This is a genomic window from Mesorhizobium sp. M0408 (assembly GCF_040321495.1).
In the GTDB taxonomy this organism is placed as follows: Bacteria; Pseudomonadota; Alphaproteobacteria; order Rhizobiales; family Rhizobiaceae; genus Mesorhizobium.
On record NZ_JAMYRO010000050.1, the window covers coordinates 1 to 20,000 of the forward strand.

General features: G+C 61.4%; 17 protein-coding genes, 1 tRNA gene, 2 rRNA genes and 1 pseudogene (1 of these 21 running past the window's edge). 9 read left to right on the top strand and 12 right to left on the bottom strand.

What is annotated here, in order from left to right:
• Positions 1 to 211 precede the first annotated feature (211 nt).
• From NKI67_RS32070 to NKI67_RS32100, 7 genes and pseudogenes are all read right to left on the bottom strand, one after another.
• Positions 212 to 980: pseudogene (locus tag NKI67_RS32070) on the bottom strand (ABC transporter ATP-binding protein); the annotation flags it as partial.
• Positions 980 to 2,083, bottom strand: coding sequence for an ABC transporter ATP-binding protein (locus NKI67_RS32075; RefSeq protein WP_352568289.1), 1,104 nt, complete (start codon positions 2,081 to 2,083; stop codon positions 980 to 982). The pseudogene NKI67_RS32070 and the gene NKI67_RS32075, both read right to left, overlap by 1 nt.
• Positions 2,080 to 2,301, bottom strand: coding sequence for a hypothetical protein (locus NKI67_RS32080; protein WP_023675179.1), 222 nt, complete (start codon positions 2,299 to 2,301; stop codon positions 2,080 to 2,082). The genes NKI67_RS32075 and NKI67_RS32080 overlap by 4 nt, the downstream gene beginning before the upstream one ends.
• A complete protein-coding gene (locus NKI67_RS32085) occupies positions 2,298 to 3,257 on the bottom strand; it encodes a carbohydrate ABC transporter permease (protein WP_292661213.1) in 960 nt (319 codons plus the stop codon). Before NKI67_RS32085 ends, NKI67_RS32080 begins: the two co-directional genes overlap by 4 nt.
• A gap of 1 nt (position 3,258) precedes the next feature.
• Positions 3,259 to 4,164: a carbohydrate ABC transporter permease gene (locus tag NKI67_RS32090; RefSeq protein WP_023722315.1), complete on the bottom strand. Its 906-nt coding sequence runs from the start codon at positions 4,162 to 4,164 to the stop codon at positions 3,259 to 3,261.
• A 74-nt stretch (positions 4,165 to 4,238) separates the two neighbouring features.
• Complete coding sequence (locus tag NKI67_RS32095; protein ID WP_352448404.1) at positions 4,239 to 5,555, bottom strand: ABC transporter substrate-binding protein; 1,317 nt, start codon at positions 5,553 to 5,555, stop codon at positions 4,239 to 4,241.
• Between the two features lie 358 nt (positions 5,556 to 5,913).
• Complete coding sequence (locus NKI67_RS32100; protein WP_502896714.1) at positions 5,914 to 6,609, bottom strand: TetR/AcrR family transcriptional regulator; 696 nt, start codon at positions 6,607 to 6,609, stop codon at positions 5,914 to 5,916.
• Positions 6,610 to 6,718: 109 nt separating this feature from the next.
• On the opposite strand from NKI67_RS32100, the gene NKI67_RS32105 reads away from it, so the two are divergent.
• Genes NKI67_RS32105 through NKI67_RS32115 form a run of 3 tightly spaced genes read left to right on the top strand, consistent with a single transcriptional unit; the run spans position 6,719 to position 9,209 of the window.
• Positions 6,719 to 7,915: a Tm-1-like ATP-binding domain-containing protein gene (locus NKI67_RS32105; RefSeq protein ID WP_352568290.1), complete on the top strand. Its 1,197-nt coding sequence runs from the start codon at positions 6,719 to 6,721 to the stop codon at positions 7,913 to 7,915.
• 11 nt (positions 7,916 to 7,926) lie between these two features.
• Entirely contained in the window at positions 7,927 to 8,766 is an 840-nt protein-coding gene (locus tag NKI67_RS32110) for a phosphoenolpyruvate hydrolase family protein (RefSeq protein ID WP_352568291.1), read from the top strand.
• A 26-nt stretch (positions 8,767 to 8,792) separates the two neighbouring features.
• Positions 8,793 to 9,209, top strand: coding sequence for a cupin domain-containing protein (locus NKI67_RS32115; RefSeq protein ID WP_352456830.1), 417 nt, complete (start codon positions 8,793 to 8,795; stop codon positions 9,207 to 9,209).
• 2 nt (positions 9,210 to 9,211) lie between these two features.
• Here the strand turns inward: NKI67_RS32115 and NKI67_RS32120 are convergent, their stop codons facing one another.
• Together NKI67_RS32120 and NKI67_RS32125 are read right to left on the bottom strand one after the other, a co-directional pair.
• Positions 9,212 to 9,892, bottom strand: coding sequence for a DUF4304 domain-containing protein (locus NKI67_RS32120; RefSeq protein ID WP_352568292.1), 681 nt, complete (start codon positions 9,890 to 9,892; stop codon positions 9,212 to 9,214).
• A gap of 62 nt (positions 9,893 to 9,954) precedes the next feature.
• On the bottom strand, positions 9,955 to 11,160 hold the full coding sequence (locus NKI67_RS32125) for a M24 family metallopeptidase (RefSeq protein WP_352648871.1): 1,206 nt from the start codon (positions 11,158 to 11,160) through the stop codon (positions 9,955 to 9,957).
• 366 nt (positions 11,161 to 11,526) lie between these two features.
• On the opposite strand from NKI67_RS32125, the gene NKI67_RS32130 reads away from it, so the two are divergent.
• The 6 genes from NKI67_RS32130 to NKI67_RS32155 are packed head-to-tail and all read left to right on the top strand — an operon-like array spanning position 11,527 to position 17,126.
• Positions 11,527 to 13,137, top strand: a complete 1,611-nt coding sequence (locus NKI67_RS32130; protein WP_352568294.1) for an ABC transporter substrate-binding protein — start codon at positions 11,527 to 11,529, stop codon at positions 13,135 to 13,137.
• A 51-nt stretch (positions 13,138 to 13,188) separates the two neighbouring features.
• Entirely contained in the window at positions 13,189 to 14,175 is a 987-nt protein-coding gene (locus NKI67_RS32135) for an ABC transporter permease (RefSeq protein ID WP_352648873.1), read from the top strand.
• Positions 14,172 to 15,002 carry an ABC transporter permease gene (locus tag NKI67_RS32140; protein WP_352648875.1) on the top strand — a complete coding sequence of 277 codons (831 nt, stop codon included), beginning with the start codon at positions 14,172 to 14,174 and terminating at the stop codon, positions 15,000 to 15,002. Before NKI67_RS32135 ends, NKI67_RS32140 begins: the two co-directional genes overlap by 4 nt.
• On the top strand, positions 14,999 to 15,835 hold the full coding sequence (locus NKI67_RS32145; RefSeq protein ID WP_352648877.1) for an ABC transporter ATP-binding protein: 837 nt from the start codon (positions 14,999 to 15,001) through the stop codon (positions 15,833 to 15,835). Before NKI67_RS32140 ends, NKI67_RS32145 begins: the two co-directional genes overlap by 4 nt.
• The gene (locus NKI67_RS32150) at positions 15,832 to 16,623 is read left to right on the top strand and encodes an ATP-binding cassette domain-containing protein (RefSeq protein ID WP_352648879.1); all 792 of its coding nucleotides are present in this window, start codon (positions 15,832 to 15,834) and stop codon (positions 16,621 to 16,623) included. The genes NKI67_RS32145 and NKI67_RS32150 overlap by 4 nt, the downstream gene beginning before the upstream one ends.
• Positions 16,620 to 17,126, top strand: coding sequence for an L-2-amino-thiazoline-4-carboxylic acid hydrolase (locus NKI67_RS32155; protein ID WP_352648881.1), 507 nt, complete (start codon positions 16,620 to 16,622; stop codon positions 17,124 to 17,126). Before NKI67_RS32150 ends, NKI67_RS32155 begins: the two co-directional genes overlap by 4 nt.
• Before the next feature lie 276 nt (positions 17,127 to 17,402).
• On the opposite strand, the gene NKI67_RS32160 is transcribed toward NKI67_RS32155, so the two are convergent.
• The 3 genes from NKI67_RS32160 to NKI67_RS32170 all read right to left on the bottom strand — a co-directional run.
• Positions 17,403 to 17,479, bottom strand: a tRNA-Met gene (locus tag NKI67_RS32160).
• Positions 17,480 to 17,609: 130 nt separating this feature from the next.
• Positions 17,610 to 17,724: ribosomal RNA gene (gene rrf / locus NKI67_RS32165) — 5S ribosomal RNA — on the bottom strand.
• Positions 17,725 to 17,821: 97 nt separating this feature from the next.
• Positions 17,822 to 20,000 (bottom strand): 23S ribosomal RNA (locus tag NKI67_RS32170); it runs 620 nt beyond the window's last position.

The following is a 20,000-nucleotide window of genomic DNA, read 5'->3' on the forward strand; positions in this document are numbered from 1 at the left end:
TCCACCTCTCTCTTCTCCGTGCCGCTGGGTTCGAGCGCGCGACCCCCCGCCGCGCCCCGGGGGCGCCCGCCGTCTTTTTAGCCTTCGTTGGACCCACCCCCGCGGGCGGGCGCGCCCGCGGCGGCCCCCGCGCCCGTCTTTAGCCCCCACGAAGTCTTGGCACCCCCCGAAGTCTTGGCACCCCCCGCAAACGGCAATTCGAAATTGAGCGGCGCCATCACCGCACGTCCGTTGACGAGCTTGCCGTCGATGAGATTCATCGGCGGCGAGCCGACGAAGCTTGCCACGTAGGTGTCGCGCGGATTGTTATAGATCTCGTACGGCGTGCCGGTCTGGACGATGCGGCCATGGTTGAGCACGCCGACCTTGTCACCCATCGACATCGCCTCGATCTGATCATGCGTCACGAACAGGAAGGTGGCGCCAAGCTGCATCTGCAGGTTCTTCAATTCGGTGCGCAGCGCCTCGCGCAATTTGGCGTCGAGCGCCGACAACGGCTCGTCCATCAGGAATACCCGCGGCTTGCGCACGATGGCGCGACCGATCGAGACGCGCTGCATCTCGCCGCCTGAAAGCCTGTCGGTCTTGCGGTCGAGCAGATGCTCGATCCTCAGCGTCCTGGCCGCGCGGTCGACACGATCCTTGATCTCGGCATCGGGCAGCCGGCGGATCTTCGGCTTCAGCGGAAATTCGAGGTTCTGGCGCACCGTATAGCGCGGGTACAGCGAATATTGCTGCAGCACCAGCGCCACGTCACGCTCGGCCGCGCCCCAGTCGGCGACATCGACGCCGTCGATGAAGACCTGGCCTTCGCTCGGTTTTTCCAGGCCGGCAATCATGCGCAGCGTCGTCGTCTTGCCGGCGCCGGTCTCGCCAAGCAGAACGAAGAACTCGCCATCGGCGATGTCGAGATCGAGCCCGGTCAAAGCAGTATGGTTGCCGAACTTCTTCGAGATGTTCTTGAGCTGGATGTGGGCCATCAGAGTCTCACTCCCAGCGATTTGCCGCTCGCCGTGTCGAAGAAATGCGCCTGGCTGGGATCGATCCTGACGAAGACCCTTTCGCCGGGGCCGCCGATGAAGCCGCTCTTGGTGCGCGCCCGCAGCATTTTGGAGCCGACCTTGAGGTCGACGATATCGAAGGACCCGAGCGGCTCGACGATCTGCGTCTCCACCGGCAAGAACCCCTCGGCGGCTTCGCGGCGAACGAGAACGCCTTCCGGCCGGATGCCGAGCGCGAGTTGGCTGCCGGCATGGCCGTTGAGCTTCGACAGCAAGGCGCGCGGGAATTCGAAACCGGCGGCCGCATCGCCGACCGTGACCGAGGCCGATGAGGCTTTCTCGGTCACCGAAGTGTCGGCGACGTTCATCACCGGGCTGCCGACAAATTGCGCGACGAAAAGATTCGCCGGATGCGAATAGACCTCGTCCGGCGAGCCGACCTGCTGCAGCACACCTTCATGCATGATGACAATGCGGTCGGCGAGGCTCATCGCCTCGATCTGGTCGTGGGTGACGTAGATGCTGGTCGAGCCCTGCTTGATGTGCAGCCGCTTGATCTCGGCCCGCATCTCCTCGCGCAGCTTGGCATCGAGCGCCCCGATCGGCTCGTCCATCAGCATCGCCTTCGGCCGCCGCACCAAGGCTCGGCCGATCGCCACGCGCTGCATGTCGCCGCCCGACAGCGCCGACGGTTTCTTGGCGAGGAGATCGCTGATCTGCAGCGTCTTGGCGACCGAGCGCACCTCGCTGTCGATCTCGGCCTTGCTCTTGCGCGTCGCCCTGAGCGGAAAGGCGATGTTCTCATAGACGCTCATATGCGGATAGAGCGAGAACGACTGGAAGACCATGGCGATATCGCGATCGGCGGCCTTGAGGTGCTGGACCGGCTTGCCGTCGATGAGGATGTCGCCGCCGTCGATCGTCTCCAGCCCGGCAATCGCCCTGAGCGTCGTCGTCTTCCCGCAGCCCGACTGGCCGAGCAGCACGATGAACTCGTTGTCGTCGATCTTCAGGTTGAGGTCCTTGATGACCTGGACGGCGCCGAAATATTTCTGGATGCCTCGAAGCTCGATCTGGGTCAATGCTGTGCCCCCGGATTTGCCCCTTGCCCGGTGCCGGCCTTCTCCTCCGGCGCGATCTTGGAGGTGATGTTGAAGCCGATCAGGCCGATCAGGATGATGGTCACGCCATAGCTGTGCAGCAGCATGTTCCATGGCTGGCAGAGCGCGATGATACCGAGCACCATCAGCACCTGGCTGCCCGGTTCGAGATATTTCTGGTTGATGTCGCGAAAGCTCATTTGCGGATCGCTCCAAACGACATGCCGCGCAACAGGTGGTTGCGGAGCAGGAAGGTGAAGATCGCGACCGGCAGCAGGAACAGGAAGGTTCCGGCGGCAATCACCGTCCAGTCCGGCAGGCCGGAACCGACCTGGCTGGGGATGAAGGGCGGTGCTGTCTGGGCACGGCGGCTGGTCATGATCAGTGCGAAGGCATATTCGTTCCACGCCGTGATAAAGCAGAACACGGCGGTGGCGGCGATGCCGGTGGCGGCCTCGGGCAGCACGATCTTGAAGAAGGCCTCCATGCGCGTATAGCCGTCGACGAGGGCCGCCTCCTCATACTCCTTGGGGATCTCGTCCATGAAGCCTTTCATCAGCCACACCGAGAAGGACAGGTTGAAGGCGGTGTAAAGGATGATCAGGCCGATATGGGAATCGTTGAGGCCGACCGCCCGGTACATCAGGAACATCGGAATGGCGACGACCACCGGCGGCAGCATGCGTGTCGACAGGATGAAGAACAGTAGGTCCGCCTCGCCTTTTACCTTGAAGCGCGAGAACCCATAGGCGGTGAAGGTGCCCATGCCGACGGCCAGGACGGTCGAGGTTATGGCAACGATCAGTGAGTTCATGAAACGGCTCGGATAGCCCGACCACTGCACCTGGCCCTTGCCGTCGCGCACGATCTTTTCGCCCCCATTGAAGACGACGCGCTCCCACCACGGCGCAGCCGCGTACTCCTCCGGCGACGGCGGGCTGCGCAGCTGCGAACGCTTGGTGAACAACTTGACGAAGGGCGATATCTCCGGCTGGAAAACCACCGTCGGCGGAATGGTGGTGGCGAGGTTGCGCGGCTTGAACGCCGTCGAGGCGATCCAGTAGATCGGCGCCAGGAAGATGATCGTCACCAGCAGGACAGCGACGATGGCGACCCGGTTGAAGGTGATTTCGGAAGAAGTGCGGACTGCGGCCATCTCAGCGCTCCTTCACCTTGTTGAGGTATTTGACATAGATGTTGGTGATCGCCAGCACCATGATCAGCACGATGTAGGCGAGCGCGCAGGAACGCCCGGTCTGCCATTCCTGGAACGCCATCTTGTAGAGCCGGATCGAGATCAGCTCGGCCGTCGGCTGGCTGGTCAGGATGTAGGCGAGGTCGAAGGTCTTGAACGCCTCCATGGTGCGGAAGATGACCGCGATCATCAGGATCGGCGCAACCAGCGGCAGCGTTATGCGGAAGAAGGTGTAGAACGGCCCGGCCCTGTCGATCGCGGCTGCCTCGTAGAGATGCTTGGGCACGGCCGACAGGCCGGCCAGCGACAACAGCATGACGAAGGGCGACCACATCCAGATGTCGGTCAGCGCGACCGCATAGAGCGCCATTTTCGGATCCGACAGCCATTCGAAGGTGCCGAGGCCCAGCGCATAATTGATGATGCCGAAGGACGGATCGTAGAGCAGCTTCCAGAACAGGCCGACGACGGCCATCGACAGCATCATCGGCAACAACAGGAGCGTCGTCAGCAGGCCCTTGAGCGGAATGTCGCGATTGAGCAGCATGGCCACGCCGAAGCCGACGAGCAGCTGGCCGGCGACCGAGATGATGACGTATTTTGCGGTGATGGCGAAGTTGGACCAGACATAGGGATCGCTGAGCAGGTCGCGGTAGTTTTGCAGCCCGACGAAATTCGCCGCCGCGCTGGTCGAGGCGCGGAAATCGGTGAACGAATAGCCCAGCGAATAGATCAGCGGGAAGATGTTGAAGACGATCAGAAACAGGATCGTCGGGATGATGAAGAGATTGCGGATCGAAATGTCGCTTAGACCGCGAGCGGCGGCCCGCGAGGACCTGTCCAGCGTGGTGATCATCGTGGTCGCCAAGACTCTGCTCCCGGTTCAAAAATCAGAAAAAGAAACGGAGGAGGCACGAACGCCCCCTCCGTGAAACTTCATACTTATTGGCCGCGGCCGTATTTCTTGAAGGTCGCGTTCCAGTCGGCTGCCAGTGCGTCCAGCGTCTCCTTGGCGGTGCCTTCGCCGCCGATCATGTAAGGATAGATGCGCTGGTTAAGCTGCTGCAGCAGTTCCGCGTATTCCGGAACCGCCCAGAAGTCCTTGACCTTGAACATGGTCTCGTAGAACGCCTTGTTGTAGGGCGTGGCGTTCTGGAATTCGGGCGACTTGAGCACGGCGGCACTGCAGGTGTAGCCGCCAAGCGCTGCCCATTTCTTCTGGGTCTCGTCCTTGATGAACCATTCCAGGAACTTCGTCGCCTCTTCCTGCTTCTGCGAGTAGGAAACGATGGAGATGCCCTGACCGCCGAGTGCGGCGAACTGGTCGCCGCCAGGTCCGGCTGGATTGGCGAAGAAGCCGGTGTTCTTGGCGTTCGGGTTCGACGCCTCGTTGATCAGTGAGGGGAAGAACGCGAAGTAGTTCATGCTCATCGCGGCCAGGTTTTCAGTGATCGCCTGGTTGTCCTCGACGAAGAACGACTTGGCCCAGCCCGGAGGCGTGAACTTGTAGAGTTCCTTGTAGGCGTCGAGCGCCGCGATCGCCTTGTCGGAGTTGATGAAGCCATCGACCTTGTAGGTCTTATAGTCACCCAGCTCGCCGCCGAAGGAGAACAGCGCGTTTTCGAAGCCCATCGCCATCGCGTCATAGGAATTGTCGGTGTAGATGGCGATGCCGTATTTTTTCTGGTCCGGCCGGTAGAAGAATTCGGCGATGTCGCGTAGCGCCTTGAAATCCTTCGGCACGTCGAGATCGTAGCCATACTTGGCCTTGAAGGCTTCCTTTTCCTTGGGGTCTTCGAACCAGTCCTTGCGATAGGACCAGCCGACGGCGTCGCCTTCGAGCGGAATGGCCCAGTACTTGCTGCTGCCGCCCGGATATTCGGCATAGTATTTCACCGTGGCCGGTGCCATCACTTCACCGACCTTGTGCTTGTTGAAGAAGTCGGTCAGGTCGACATAGTGGCCACCGGTCGAGCCGGCACCGAGCCATTGCGAGTCGCCGACGACCATATCGTAGGCGTCGCCATGGGCGTTGAACTCGGTGAAGGCCTTGGTCTGGAAGTCGGGCCACGGTGTGGTTTCCACCGTGATCTTGACGCCGGTTTCCTTCTCGTACTCGTTGCCGAGTTCCTGCAGGTAATTGGCCGGATCCCATTCCGCCCAGAAGATTGTAAGTTCCTTTTCCTGCGCGTAGACGGACGTTCCGCAGGCGAGCACTAGGCCGATACCAGCAAGCAAGCTGGTCATTGTCTTGCGCATAATGATTTCCTCCCTTGTGCGCATTCTACCGCGTCATGCGAGCCGGCGGCGAGGCCGGCCCTGGTAGTCCTCCCGTGACGGCACCGTTCCGGTTTTGAGCCTCCTCGTTCGACCGAAACGGATCTTAGCCTTCACCCTTTGATCCGCTTTATTTGTCCTGATCTGGTATTACCAATTTCAGACAAACGTCAAGCTCTTTCTTGAACGGTGGCGGACACGCAGACAAGTTGGTTTCTGCGATATCTGTCTGTTTTCCCTGAATTTTCCTACTCCTTGATACATAAGTGCCTTGCTTAGGCCGCTGCATCGCTAGTAGCACAAATGGTCAGGCTGAAAATCTGGTCGAACCAGATTGGCCTCATCTAACGGCCCTCGTCGGCGCGATCCCGTCACCTTCAGCCATCGATTCCGTCACCGCCGCACGCACCAGTGCGCCGGCCGCCCATTGCGCAACCGACATCATACTGCGGCTATCCAATCCCCATATATCCTTTAAAACGACCAGCACCTCAACACCGAAGATCAATGACAGCGCCTGCGCGAGCCGCTTGAATTCGCGCGGCGGCAACCGGCCTTTGAGTGGCGCGATCGCATCTTTCAAAAGATCGACGCGATGGCCGCGCGTGAAGGCAGGTTCGCCGTCAAGCGTGCCTGCCTGTCGCTGCGCCCACTGGTCGAGCGACAGTTTCAGCGCCGCCTTGAACGTCGCTTCGAAGACCTCGATGCGCGGCATGGCGGTCTCGAACAGCTCGGCGACCCGGCGCTCGGGATCGGCAGAGCTCGATTTCCACGTAAGGATCGGCCCAAGCCCCTCATCGACCACCGCCTGCACCAACGCCGCCTGGCTCGGAAAATACCGATAGGCGGTGGCGCGCGAGACCTCCGCTGCCTCCGCCACCTCGCTGACGGAGGGCGTGGCGCCCGCCTGCATCAGCTTTGTCGCCGTCTCAAGCATGAGACGCCTGGTGCGCGCGCGGGCCCCGCGCTCTACCTGGGGGTTCGGCCCTTGGCTGGCATCGTCGTCCATTGCCGCTTGTTGACGTGAGACATTCATGTCAATACGATACGCGTGTCTCAAAAAATTGCAATGGCCCTTCGCGCCGTCGAACGGCCGGGCAAAAAGGGGCGGCAGCGCCGAACACGCCCAAGACCGGGGAAACGCGATGAAGCGCATCTATGTGGTAGGCACCGCCGACACCAAGGGCGAGGAACTCGCATTTCTGGCCGATGCGGTCGCGGCTACCGGCGCTTCGATTGCCCGTGTCGACATCGGAACACGCGGCGCGACCGTGCCGGTCGATGTTTCGGCAGACGAGGTCGCCAGCCACCATTCCGAGGGTCGCAATGCCGTGCTCGGCGTCGACGATCGCGGCACCGCGGTGGCGGCGATGGCTGCCGCCTTTGCCCGGTTTGTCCAGTCGCGCAGCGATATTGCCGGGATTATCGGAATTGGCGGCGGTGGCGGCACCTCGATCATCACCGCAGGCATGCGCACGCTGCCGCTCGGTCTGCCCAAGATCATGGTTTCGACGTTGGCCTCGGGTGACACCGCGCCTTACGTCGACGTCTCCGACATCGTCATGATGCCGTCGGTGACCGACATGGCCGGCCTCAACCGGCTTTCGCGTGTCGTGCTGCACAATGCCGCCCAGGCGATATCAGGCATGGCGACAAAGCCGGCGCCGCCGCCCGAGGGCAAACCGTCGCTCGGCCTCACCATGTTCGGCGTCACCACGCCATGCGTGACCGCGATCGCCGATGAGCTTCGTTCGACTTATGACTGCATGGTCTTTCATGCCACCGGCACCGGCGGCCGCACCATGGAAAAATTGGCCGACAGCGGCCTGTTGTCAGGCGTCATCGACATCACAACGACCGAAGTCTGCGACTTGCTGTTTGGCGGCGTGCTGCCGGCGACCGAAGATCGCTTTGGCGCCATCGCCCGCACCGGGCTGCCTTATGTCGGCTCGGTCGGCGCGCTCGACATGGTCAATTTCTGGGCGCCGCCGACAATTCCGGAACGCTATCGCGGCCGGCTGTTCTATGAGCACAATCCAAACGTCACACTGATGCGCACCACTGCCGACGAAAGCAGAACGATCGGCGAATGGATCGGTACAAGGCTGAGCCTCTGCCAGGGTCCGGTTCGTTTCCTCATTCCGGAGAAAGGCGTGTCGGCGCTCGACATTGAAGGCGGCGCCTTCTTCGACCCTGAAGCCGATGCCGCTTTGTTCGAGGCGATCGAGCGTACCATCAAACCCGCCAAAACGCGGCGCGTGCTGCGCCTGCCGCTTCATATCAACGACCCCGAATTCGCCTGGGCTGCCACAACGGCCTTCCTCGACATCGCCAGACAGTGAGACACCAAGACATGGCCGCCATACCGCGCAAGAAAATCCTGGAGAAATTCCGCAAGATGATCGCGGACGGCGTGCCGATCGTCGGCGGCGGTGCCGGCACCGGCCTGTCGGCCAAGGCAGAGGAAGCCGGCGGCATCGACCTGATCATCATCTACAATTCCGGCCGCTACCGCATGGCCGGGCGCGGCTCGGCCGCCGGCCTGCTCGCCTATGGCAACGCCAACGAGATCGTCAAGGAAATGGCCTACGAAGTGCTGCCGGTAGTGAAGAAGACGCCGGTGCTGGCCGGCGTCAACGGCACCGATCCCTTCGTCATCATGCCGCTGCTTTTGGCCGAGTTGAAGACGATGGGCTTTTCCGGTGTGCAGAACTTTCCGACCATCGGCCTGTTCGACGGCCAGATGCGGCAGAGTTTTGAAGAAACCGGCATGGGCTTCGGGCTCGAGGTCGACATGATCGCCGAGGCTCACAAACTCGACCTGTTGACCACGCCCTATGTCTTCAACCCAGACGAGGCGCGCGCCATGACAACAGCTGGCGCCGACATCGTCGTCGCCCATATGGGGGTGACCACCGGCGGCTCGATTGGCGCGACATCGGCTAAATCGCTGGACGACTGTGTGAGCGAGATCGACGCCATCGCCAAAGCGGCACGCTCAGTGCGCGAGGATATGATCCTGCTTTGCCATGGCGGGCCGATCTCGATCCCGGACGACGCCAGATATATTCTCGAGCGCTGCAAGGGCCTGCACGGGTTCTATGGCGCCAGTTCGATGGAGCGGCTGCCGGCGGAAGCCTCGATCGCCAGGCAGACGGCGGATTTCAAGGCCGTCACGTTCGGCGCTGCGTAGAGACCAGCAAAAAGAAGGGTGGGACGATGACCGACAACAGCAAGGTATTCGTATATCCAAAAGACGTTAGCGCCTTCGGCTTCGACTGGGGCAGGCTGTCGCTGACGGTCGCTCCCGAAGTGAACGGCGCAAAGCGATTTTCCGGTGGTGTCGTCGACCTACCGTCAGGCAAAGGCCATACGCGTCATAACCATCCGGGTGCGGAGGAGATCATCTTTGTCATCTCAGGCAATGGCGAGCAGATGGTCGAAGACGAGAAAGGCAACCCGGTCGTCGAGAAAGTCGGCCCCGGCTGCACCATCTATGTGCCGGAAAGCCGCTTCCACTCGACGCTCAATACCGGCGACGGGCCGATGCAGCTTTTCGTCGTCTATTCGCCGGCCGGGCCGGAACTGGCGTTGCGGGAGTTGCCGGATTTCAGGTTGATCCCGCCGGGCAGATAATGTCACAGGCTGAGGCCAATCTTCATCGCACGAGCGACCCTTGCTAGGTTGTTAGTATCGCTTCCCAGAGCGAGCCTATCCGGCAAAGTGGGGACATCGCGCTCTGATCGGAAAGCATCCGGCGAAGGTAAGCGCGCCACCCAATAGGACAAACAGTTTTCCGCTGCCTCTGGACCAAGCTGCCAGAGTACAAATCGAACAGCATTTTCAGGGAACATGAAGCCCGGAACTTCAGAACATGCGACCTGTTCGGCTAGTTTGCGCGGAACGTCGAAACGTTCGAAGAGCGGCAGGACAGTCGTTTGGATGTTGGCAACGATGTTCGCGATTTCAGCCTGGCGGGTATGCGGGTTTACGATGTTCCATGTCCGCCAATGATGCGGGGTTCGCAAATTGCCAAGCTGTCCACCGGCGACCCAATCGCTGGCACTGGCGGGCCAAGCGCTTCGCTCGTCCCACTCCTTTATTGCCTTGCTGTAGACCGACGCATGCACGACGAGTTCGACGTACTCGCCGCCGACGTTTAGATAGTTTGATTGAAAGGAGATTTTGAATGCCCAGTCGCCGGCCCGACGACTCGCATGAGGACCGCTTTTCGCAAAGCGGAACCCAATCGGTTCGAATTCCATGGAGATCTGCTCGCACCCGTCGATAAAGACCTGCTTGGGCAGTTCGCGTTCCATATCGGCAAATGCTCGCTGGCGTGACCAATTATTTGCTCGGACGAGGTAATCTCAAGAACGGGCTAGGTACCAGCGCCTAAGCCGCCCCCGCCCCCGTTCCAGCCCCGGCCCCGATCGCCGAACATGACGTAACCGGCATCGGTTACCGCCACCGTGTCCTCCAGCTTGATGAAGCCGCGCGTCGGGTGGAGCATGGTCGTCTCGACCGAAAGCACCATGTTCTTCTCCAGCGGCTTTGCGGCATAGGTGCCTTCATAGGTCACCGGATGGTTGGTCATCAGGAACGGCGCTTCATGCGTGATCAGCCCCATGCCATGCGCGAAGAAATCAGTATAGGCCGCAACCTTGGATTTCTTCAGAACGCCTTCGGCATGAGAAATCATGTCACCGCCCAGCGTGCCCGCCTTGACCTTGGAAAAGGCCGCCTGCTGCACTGTCTCGATCTCGGCCAGCAGATCCTCGAGCTCGGCGTCAGGGTCGCCCAGCACGCCCATGCGGCAAAGATCGCCGATATAGCCGTGGTAGTTGCCGCCGGAATCGATCGACATCACCTCGCCCTTCCTCCACGCCTGCGGCGAAGCGGCGCGGTTGTGGCTGGAGCCTAGCGTCAACAGGCAATATTCGAAATGCGCGCCGCGATTGGTCTCCTCGCGCCTGAGCTGTTCGATGATCTCGCTCTTGGTCGTGCCTTCGCGTGCCCAGCCGATGGTCGCCAGCATGGAATCGGTGATCAGCTCCGAAGCGATGCGCAGCTTTTCCAGCTCCGCCTCGGTTTTGATTGCCCGCATGCGCTCCAGCATATCAGTCGCATCGATCAGCTTGGCATCCGGCAACGCGTTGCGGATCAGCATATAGGCGTCGGACGGCAGGAAGGCGGGCTCGATGCCGATGCGGGCATTGCCCTTGCCGATCTTTCGCAAATGCTCGACCGCCAGATTGGCGGCATCGAGCGTACCCCAGCAGGCGGCATGCAGTGTCGGCGTCCAGAACGGATGATTCTGGTGCTCGCCGCCTTCCATGCGGTTGCCGATATAGGCGGCATGCTCCGGCCCACCTTTCTCATAGACGACGACAGGCAGATAACGGCTGTGGCCGATTGCATCCATGGCGGCGAAGAAGATGAACTTGTAGCCGCCAAGCAGATATTGCGTGTTGTGCTTGGAGGTGGCGAGCAGCGCGTCGATGCCGGCCTCCTCCATCAGCCCGTCCACCCTGGCCTGGTCGAACGGCACGCTGCCGACGGCATTCTTGCCTGGGGCAATGTTCATGTCTCTCTCCCTGAAATCCCTTAGCCGGCCGCTCGCCGGCACCGGCTTTTCCGGCTCTGAACCTCGGCTATGCTTAAATCTGCATCATTTTGCCCGATCTGGTCCAGCCAGAACGGGCGAACCAGTCCCAAAAGCTGCTCCACCTGCTGCACTTTACTCCAGTCTGGTCCTGCTAGAACCGCGCATCGAACCGTTTTCTGTACAACTGGTCCAGCGGACGGAAATTTCAAAGCCACATAGAGATGCGCCAATTCCGTCTTTGGCGAAACCCCGCACAAGGCCCATAATCAGCTTTGCAGGATGCTTACGAGCGTCCGAGGGGTACGGCGGACCCGGCCGGGTCCGCGGAGAGGACGGAGTTCGATCATGCCAGAGTTCACCATTTCCAGACGTACAATGCTGGCCGGTTCGGCATTGCTGTTGGCCTCCACCGCCATGCCGACGATCGGCTCGGCGCAGACGCCGAGAAAGGGCGGACGACTGGTTGTCGCCGCCGATTCCGAGCCGCGCAACCTCAATCCGGCGATTGTCGCCTCGAACGGCGTCTTCTTCATCTCGAGCAAGATCGTGGAAACCTTGGCCGAGGCCTCCTTCGGCGGCAAGGACGGGCTCGAGCCACGGCTGGCGCTCAGCTGGGAAGGTGCCGCCGACGGCCTGTCGGTGACGTTCAAGCTGCGCGAGGGCGTCAAATGGCATGATGGGAAGCCATTCACCTCAGCCGATGTCGCCTTCTCGGCGCTGCAGGTCTGGAAGCCGCTGCAGAATCTCGGCCGCACCGTGTTCAAGGATCTGGAGGCGGTCGACACGCCGGACGAAACCACCGCCGTGTTCAAATTCGCCAAGCCGACACCGTTCCAGCTGATCCGCAACGCCTTGCCGGCGCTGAGCAGCGTGGTGCCCAAGCACATCTATGAGACCGGAAAGATCGAGGACAACCCGGCCAACAACGCCCCGGTCGGCACCGGACCGTTCAAATTTGCCGAACACAAGCCCGGCGAATATTACCGGCTGGAGAAGAACACCGACTATTGGGGCAAGGACGAGCCCTATCTCGGCGAGATCATCTATCAGGTGCTGCCGGACCGCACGTCGGCGGCCAGCGCCCTGGAAGCCGAAGAGATCCAGCTCGCCGCCTTCTCCGCCGTGCCCCTGGCCGATCTCGACCGCATCTCCAAAGTGCCCGGTCTCAAGGTGATCACCAAGGGTTATGAAGGGCTGACCTACCAGCTCGTCGTCGAGATCAATCATCGCCGCAAGGAGCTGGCCGACCTGAAAGTACGCCAGGCGATCGCTCACGCTATCGACAAGGATTTCGTCGTCAAGACGGTATTCCTTGGCTATGCCGCCACCGCCACTGGCCCGGTGCCGAAAAACGACCCGCAATTCTACACCGCCGACGTGCCGACCTACGCCTTCGACGTCGCCAAGGCCAACGCCTTGCTTGACGAGGCCGGCTACAGCCGGGGCGATGACGGCAAGCGCTTTTCACTGAGGTTGCTACCGGCGCCCTACTTCAACGAAACCAAGCAGTTCGGCGACTATCTGCGCCAGGCGCTCGCAGCCATCGGCATCGACGCCCAACTGGTCAACAACGACTCTGCCGCGCATATCAAGGCTGTCTACACCGACCACGCCTTTGACCTTGCGGTCGGGCCGCCGGTGTTCCGCGGCGATCCGGCGATCTCGACCACCATCCTGGTGCAGAGCGGCATTCCCGACGGCGTGCCCTTCTCCAACCAGGGTGGCTACAAGAATGCCGATCTCGACGCCCTGATCGCCAAGGCATCGGAGACGCTCGACACCGCCGCCCGCACTGAACTCTACAAGGAGTTCCAGAGAAAAGTTGCCGCCGACCTGCCGCTGATCAACGTCGCCGAATGGAGTTTCATCAGCGTCGCCCGTGATACGGTCAACAACATCGCCAACAACCCGCGCTGGGCGGTATCGAACTGGGCGGACACTTGGCTGGAGGGGTAAGGAAGTCTCTCCAGACTTGCGCGCCGCTTGTGTGGGTGCTCAGCTTCAGCGATGACCCGCGCCGTCATCCTCCTTCGCCGCCGTCTCGTCGGCAGCATCTTCGTGCTGCTGATTGTCGTCATCGGCACGTTCCTGTTGCTCGAAGCCGCTCCCGGCGACGCGGTCGATGCCTACATCGTCTCGACCGGAGGCGACGCCGGCATGATCGAGCTGTTGCGTCACCGCTGGGGGCTCGACCAGTCGGAGCTGACACGGCTCGCCAATTATCTTTGGGCGCTGCTGCATCTCGATCTCGGCCAATCGGTCACCTTTTCGCGGCCGATCCGCGATGTCATCCTCGAGCGCCTGCCCAACACGCTGCTGTTGATGGGCAGCGCCACCGCGCTCTCCTTCGGCCTCGGCTCGGCGCTCGGCATCTATGCCGGCGCCAGTCCCGGCAGCTTCCGCGATCGCTTCCTCTCCATCGGTTCGCTGGCGCTCTATGCCGTGCCGGGCTTCTGGCTCGGGCTTGTGCTGATCATTGTCTTCGCCGTCGACCTGCGCTGGTTTCCGATCGGCGGCATCGAGAGTATCGCCTCGGACAAGACCGGCCTCGATCGTGCCGCCGATATCGCCCGCCATCTCGTCCTGCCGGTTTCGGCGCTCGGCTTCATTTATCTGGCGCTCTATCTGCGCATGATGCGCGCCGGCATGGCCGAGGTGTGGCGACAGGACTTTGTGCTGGCCGCCCGTGCCAGGGGACTTTCCCGCCGTCGCATCGTGCTCGCCCACGTCGCCCGCAACGCGCTGTTGCCGCTGGTCACCATGTTCGGCCTGCAGTCCGCGCAGATGCTGGGCGGCAGCGTCGTCATCGAAAGCGTCTTTTCCGTGCCAGGCCTTGGCCGACTGGCGCAGGAAGCGGTGGCCGCGCGGGATACCCCACTACTGCTCGGCATTATTCTCACCAGCGCTGTCCTGGTCGTCATCATCAACCTTCTCGTCGACATCGCCTACGCCTTCCTCGATCCGCGCGTCGGCGCCAGTGAGGCCGGTGCGTGAGCCCGCTTCGCCGCTTTCTTCGCACGCCGGAAGCGATCGCCGGCGCGGTCTTCCTGGCGGCACTGTTTGCCGTGGCGCTTGCCGCACCTTTGTTCTTTCCCGGCGATCCGCAGGCGATTGCCGGGCCGGCATTGCTGCCGCCATTCCAGGACTGGTCGCTGCCACTGGGCACCGACCGCCTAGGCCGCGACGTGCTTGCCGAGCTTTTCCATGGCGCCCGTACCTCCCTGGCGGTCGGGCTGGCAGCAGCAGCCGCCGCCCTTGCCGTCGGCGCCGTGATCGGCACGTTGGCCGGCTTTGCCGGCGGCCTCGTCGACGAAGTGCTGATGCGCATCACCGACGCTTTCCAGACCGTGCCGGCCTTCCTGCTAGCTTTGGCTTTCGTCAGCATCGTCGGGCCATCGCTCGGCGTCGTCGTCGTGGCGATAGCGCTTGGCGCCTGGACAGGACCGGCACGCGTGGCGCGGGCCGAAGTGCTGTCGATCCGCGAGCGCGATTTTGTTGCCGGCGCCCGCGTCATCGGCATGCATCCGCTGGAGATCGCCTTTCGCGAAGTGCTGCCCAACGCATTGCCGCCGGTACTGGCATTGTCGTCGGTGATCGTCGCCGCGGCGATTCTCACCGAAGCGGCATTGTCCTTCCTCGGCCTTGGCGACCCCAACCGCGTAACCTGGGGCGGCATGATCGCCGAGGGCCGCGCTGTGCTGCGCACCGCGCCCTTTTTGTCGATCATTCCGGGCGTAGCGCTCGTGCTGACCGTGCTCGGTGTGTATCTCACCGGCGAAGGCGTCGTCGAGACGACGACGGTGAGGAGGAGCCTGTCGTGACGGCGCTGCTTTCGATCGGTGATTTGTCGGTGACTTATCGCCGCGACGGCGCCGAGGTCGCGGCGCTGAAACATATCAGCCTTGACGTCGCGACTGGCGAGCGCTTTGCCATCATCGGCGAGAGCGGTTCGGGCAAGAGCACGCTGGCGCTTGCGATTGCCGGGCTGCTGCCGGCCTCATCCAGGATAGAGGGCCGCATCGATTGGGTGCCCCCATCGCCATCCCGGGGCGCCAAGGATCGCCAATCTTTCCTTTTTCGCAATAGCCTCCCCCTCGGTGGTCGCGACATCGGCTTCGTTTTCCAGGACCCCTCGGCCAGCATCGATCCGGTGATGACGGTCGGCAAACAGATCGCAGAAGTCGCGCACGCCCATCTCGGCCTTGCCTGGCGAGACGCCTATACCAGGGCCAGGGACCTGCTCGAACGCGTCCGTCTGCCCGTTCCCGATGCCGCCATGCGCGCCTACCCGCACCAGCTATCCGGCGGTCAGAAGCAGCGCGTGGCCATCGCCGCAGCGATCGCGGCCGGCCCGAAACTGCTAATCGCCGACGAGGCGACCAGCGCGCTGGACACCATCGTGCAGGCCGAGATCGTCGCGCTAATTCGGCAATTGGTGGCCGAGGACGGTATGGCGCTGCTGTTCATCAGCCACGACATCGCGCTGGCCGCCGAGCTTGCAGAGAGCATCGCCGTGTTCCGGCATGGCGAACTGGTCGAGTTCGGTTCGACGGCGCAGGTCGTCAGTGCGCCGCGTCACGCCTACACAAGGGCGCTGCTCGAAGCTCATCTCGGCCTCGACGCCGAGCCGCTGCTGCGGCAGACCGGAACATGAGCGGTCCGCTGCTCGCCGTTTCCGGCCTGACCAAACGATACCGTCGCGGCGGCAAGATCATCGCCGCGGTCGACGATGTTTCCTTCCACATCGAACCTGGCGAGACGCTGGCGCTGGCAGGACCTTCCGGCAGCGGCAAGTCGACGATAGCTCGGCTGATGCTGCGGCTCATCGAACACGACGCCGGCAATATCGAATTTGAAGGCAGCGAGTTCCTGTCACTGAACGGCGCTGCCTTGCGCGACCGGCGCGCCCGTCTGCAGATGGTGTTTCAGGATCCGCTCGCCGCCTTCAACCCGCGCGCCACGGTGGCGCGCGTGCTCGACGATCCCTTGCGCATCCACCATATCGCCTCGCGAGCCGAACGCCCGCGCCGCATTGCCGCTCTGCTGGAGCGCGTCGGCCTCAGCCCAGGTCTCGCCGGCCGCGCCATTCACGAAATTTCCGGCGGCCAACGTCAACGCGTCGCAATCGCCCGCGCCATCGCCACGAAACCGTCGCTGGTCGTGCTCGACGAGGCCGTGTCGGCGCTCGACGTTTCGGTTCGCGCGCAGATCCTGCAACTGCTGCTCGATCTTCAACGCGAGGAGCGTATCGCCTATCTGTTCATTTCGCACGATCTCGGCGTCGTCCGTGCAATCGCCCACCGCGTCGCCATTCTGGACGCCGGGCGGATTGCCGAGAGCGGCGATGCCCGCAGCGTCATCGACGCGCCGCAATCCGCGATCGGCAAGGCGCTGGTAGCGGCAGCGCCAAGACTGTCAAGGATCGAACAGGACGCATCATGACCGACGCCGAAGCCCGAGCCGAAAAACTGTCGCGCGAACTCGATTCCGCCTTCCGCAACCGCGCCGATCTCTATCGTCTGTTGCTCGACGAGCTGACCGCGGAGGTTGGCGCGGAAACGGCTGAGGCGATCATGATCCGCACCATCGAACGGCGCGGCAAGGAGGTTGCGGCGGCGGCCTTCGCCGATTTCGGCCCAAACGACGCACCGGCGATCGGCGAGGCGTTCCTCGCCGTCAGCCCGGATGGCGGTCGCATGTATCCGACCGACGTCGAACGCGGTCCGGACCGCATCGCCTTCAAGGTCAGGCGCTGTCCGCTGAAGGACGCCTGGGTCGAGGCCGGCGTCGGCGACGAGAAGCTCGCCACGCTCTGCCGCATCGCCGGCACCTTCGACCGTGGCCTGTTCGAGGCCACCGGAGTGCGCTTCGACAACGTCACCTGGACGCCGGGCCACGGTTCCGGCTGCTGCCACATCGCCTTGACCAACCGGGATGCCGGCTAAAGCTGCATCCATGCAGCACATTTAGGTGCCGGCAGGACGTGGAACTCTGTTTTGGGGCGTGCTGCCAAACACCGAAGCTCGCGCGCCGGGACGGAAAAAAACCCGGCCCCGTAAGGCTGCCGGGGTTTTTGATGCTCGCATGCAAGGAATTTGGTTGCGGGGGCTGGACCTTCCTTGGTGTCTCGCTGTGCCTGATTCGTGCGAGGCCTGACGGGGATCGAACCAATCGGCCAGCAAAACGAAAACGGCCCGCACAAGGCGGGCCGTTTTCGAATTTGGTTGCGGGGACAGGATTTGAACCTGTGACCTTCAGGTTATGAGCCTGACGAGCTACCGGGCTGCTCCACCCCGCGTCAACCCTAGAAGTAAGCCTTGGCTCACTGGATTCAAGCTTCCGCCAAATGAAAGGGCCGCTTTCGCGGCCCGGAGTCCCGTTGGCGGGCCTGTTCGTAAGGAGAAGATTAAACAACGTGCGCTTGGCAGACCTGGCAGCGACCTACTCTCCCGCGTCTTGAGACGAAGTACCATCAGCGCTGGAGCGTTTCACGGCCGAGTTCGGAATGGGATCGGGTGCAGCCGCTCCGCCATAACCACCAGGTCGGCAAAACGCACGTTGCTCGAGAAGCTGTTTTCTGTGCCATCCATCTCCGCGCAATCCAAAGGATTGTCGCCAGAAATGGGCATTAGGAATGAGAACGATCAAGCCGATCGAACTATTAGTACCGGTAAGCTTCAAGCGTTGCCGCTCTTCCACACCCGGCCTATCAACGTGGTCGTCTTCCACGGTTCTCAGGGAATACTCGTTTTAAGGTGGGTTTCCCGCTTAGATGCCTTCAGCGGTTATCCCGTCCGGATATAGCTACCCTGCTATGCGGCTGGCGCCACAACAGGTCCACCAGAGATCCGTCCATCCCGGTCCTCTCGTACTAGGGACAGATCCTTTCAATATTCCTACACCCACGGCAGATAGGGACCGAACTGTCTCACGACGTTCTGAACCCAACTCACGTACCGCTTTAAATGGCGAACAGCCATACCCTTGGGACCTGCTCCAGCCCCAGGATGCGATGAGTCGACATCGAGGTGCCAAACAACCCCGTCGATATGGACTCTTGGGGGTCATCAGCCTGTTATCCCCGGCGTACCTTTTATCCGTTGAGCGATGGCCCTTCCACGCGGGACCACCGGATCACTATGACCGACTTTCGTCTCTGCTCGACTTGTCAGTCTCGCAGTCAGGCAGGCTTATGCCATTGCACTCAGCGAACGATTTCCGACCGTTCTGAGCCCACCATCGCGCGCCTCCGTTACTCTTTAGGAGGCGACCGCCCCAGTCAAACTACCCACCATACATTGTCCCGGACCCGGATAACGGGCCGCGGTTAGACATCCATAGTGATAAGGGTGGTATTTCAAGGGTGGCTCCACCTGAGCTGGCGCCCAGGTTTCAAAGCCTACCACCTATCCTACACATGCCACTACGAATGCCAATGTAAAGCTATAGTAAAGGTGCACGGGGTCTTTCCGTCTAACCGCAGGAACCCCGCATCTTCACGGGGAATTCAATTTCACTGAGTCTATGCTGGAGACAGCGGGGAAGTCGTTACGCCATTCGTGCAGGTCGGAACTTACCCGACAAGGAATTTCGCTACCTTAGGACCGTTATAGTTACGGCCGCCGTTTACTGGGGCTTCGATTCAGAGCTTGCACCCCTCCTCTTAACCTTCCAGCACCGGGCAGGCGTCAGACCCTATACGTCGTCTTGCGACTTCGCAGAGCCCTGTGTTTTTGATAAACAGTCGCTACCCCCTGGTCTGTGCCACCCTCCCATGCTTGCGCATGAAAGGGTCACGCTTCTTCCGAAGTTACGCGTGCAATTTGCCGAGTTCCTTCAGCATAGTTCTCTCAAGCGCCTTGGTATACTCTACCAGTCCACCAGTGTCGGTTTCGGGTACGGTCTATAAGGAGGAGCTATTTCCTGGAACCACGCAGCAGCCCTTTCAATCCGATAAGATTGGACTACCTCAATGATCCGTCACTTCCTCCAGGCCCACGAATATTAACGTGGTTCCCATCGTCTACGCATTTCTGCCTCGACTTAGGGGCCGGCTAACCCTGCTCAGATTAGCTTTAAGCAGGAACCCTTGGACTTTCGGCGGGGGAGTCTCTCACTCCCCTTACGTTACTCATGTCAGCATTCGCACTTCTGATACCTCCACCACCCCTCACGGGTATGGCTTCATCAGCTTACAGAACGCTCCGCTACCGCTTGCATTGCTGCAAACCCTAAGCTTCGGTGTATGGCTTTAGCCCCGTTACATTTTCGGCGCAAAGACCCTTATTTAGACCAGTGAGCTGTTACGCTTTCTTTAAATGATGGCTGCTTCTAAGCCAACATCCTGGTTGTTTTGGGATCCTCACATCCTTTCCCACTTAGCCATAACTTGGGGACCTTAGCTGTAGGTCAGGGTTGTTTCCCTTTTCACGACGGACGTTAGCACCCGCCGTGTGTCTGCCGACTATTACTCCCAGGTATTCGGAGTTTGGTTAGGTTTGGTAATCCGGTGAGGACCCCTAGCCCATCCAGTGCTCTACCCCCTGGGGTATTCGGTCGACGCTCTACCTAAATAGATTTCGCGGAGAACCAGCTATTTCCGAGTTTGATTGGCCTTTCACCCCTAGCCACAAGTCATCCCGAACTATTGCAACAGTTATGGGTTCGGTCCTCCAGTAAGTGTTACCTTACCTTCAACCTGCTCATGGCTAGATCACTCGGTTTCGGGTCTAATGCGACGAACTGAACGCCCTGTTCAGACTCGCTTTCGCTGCGCCTACACCTATCGGTTTAAGCTTGCTCGTCACACTAAGTCGCTG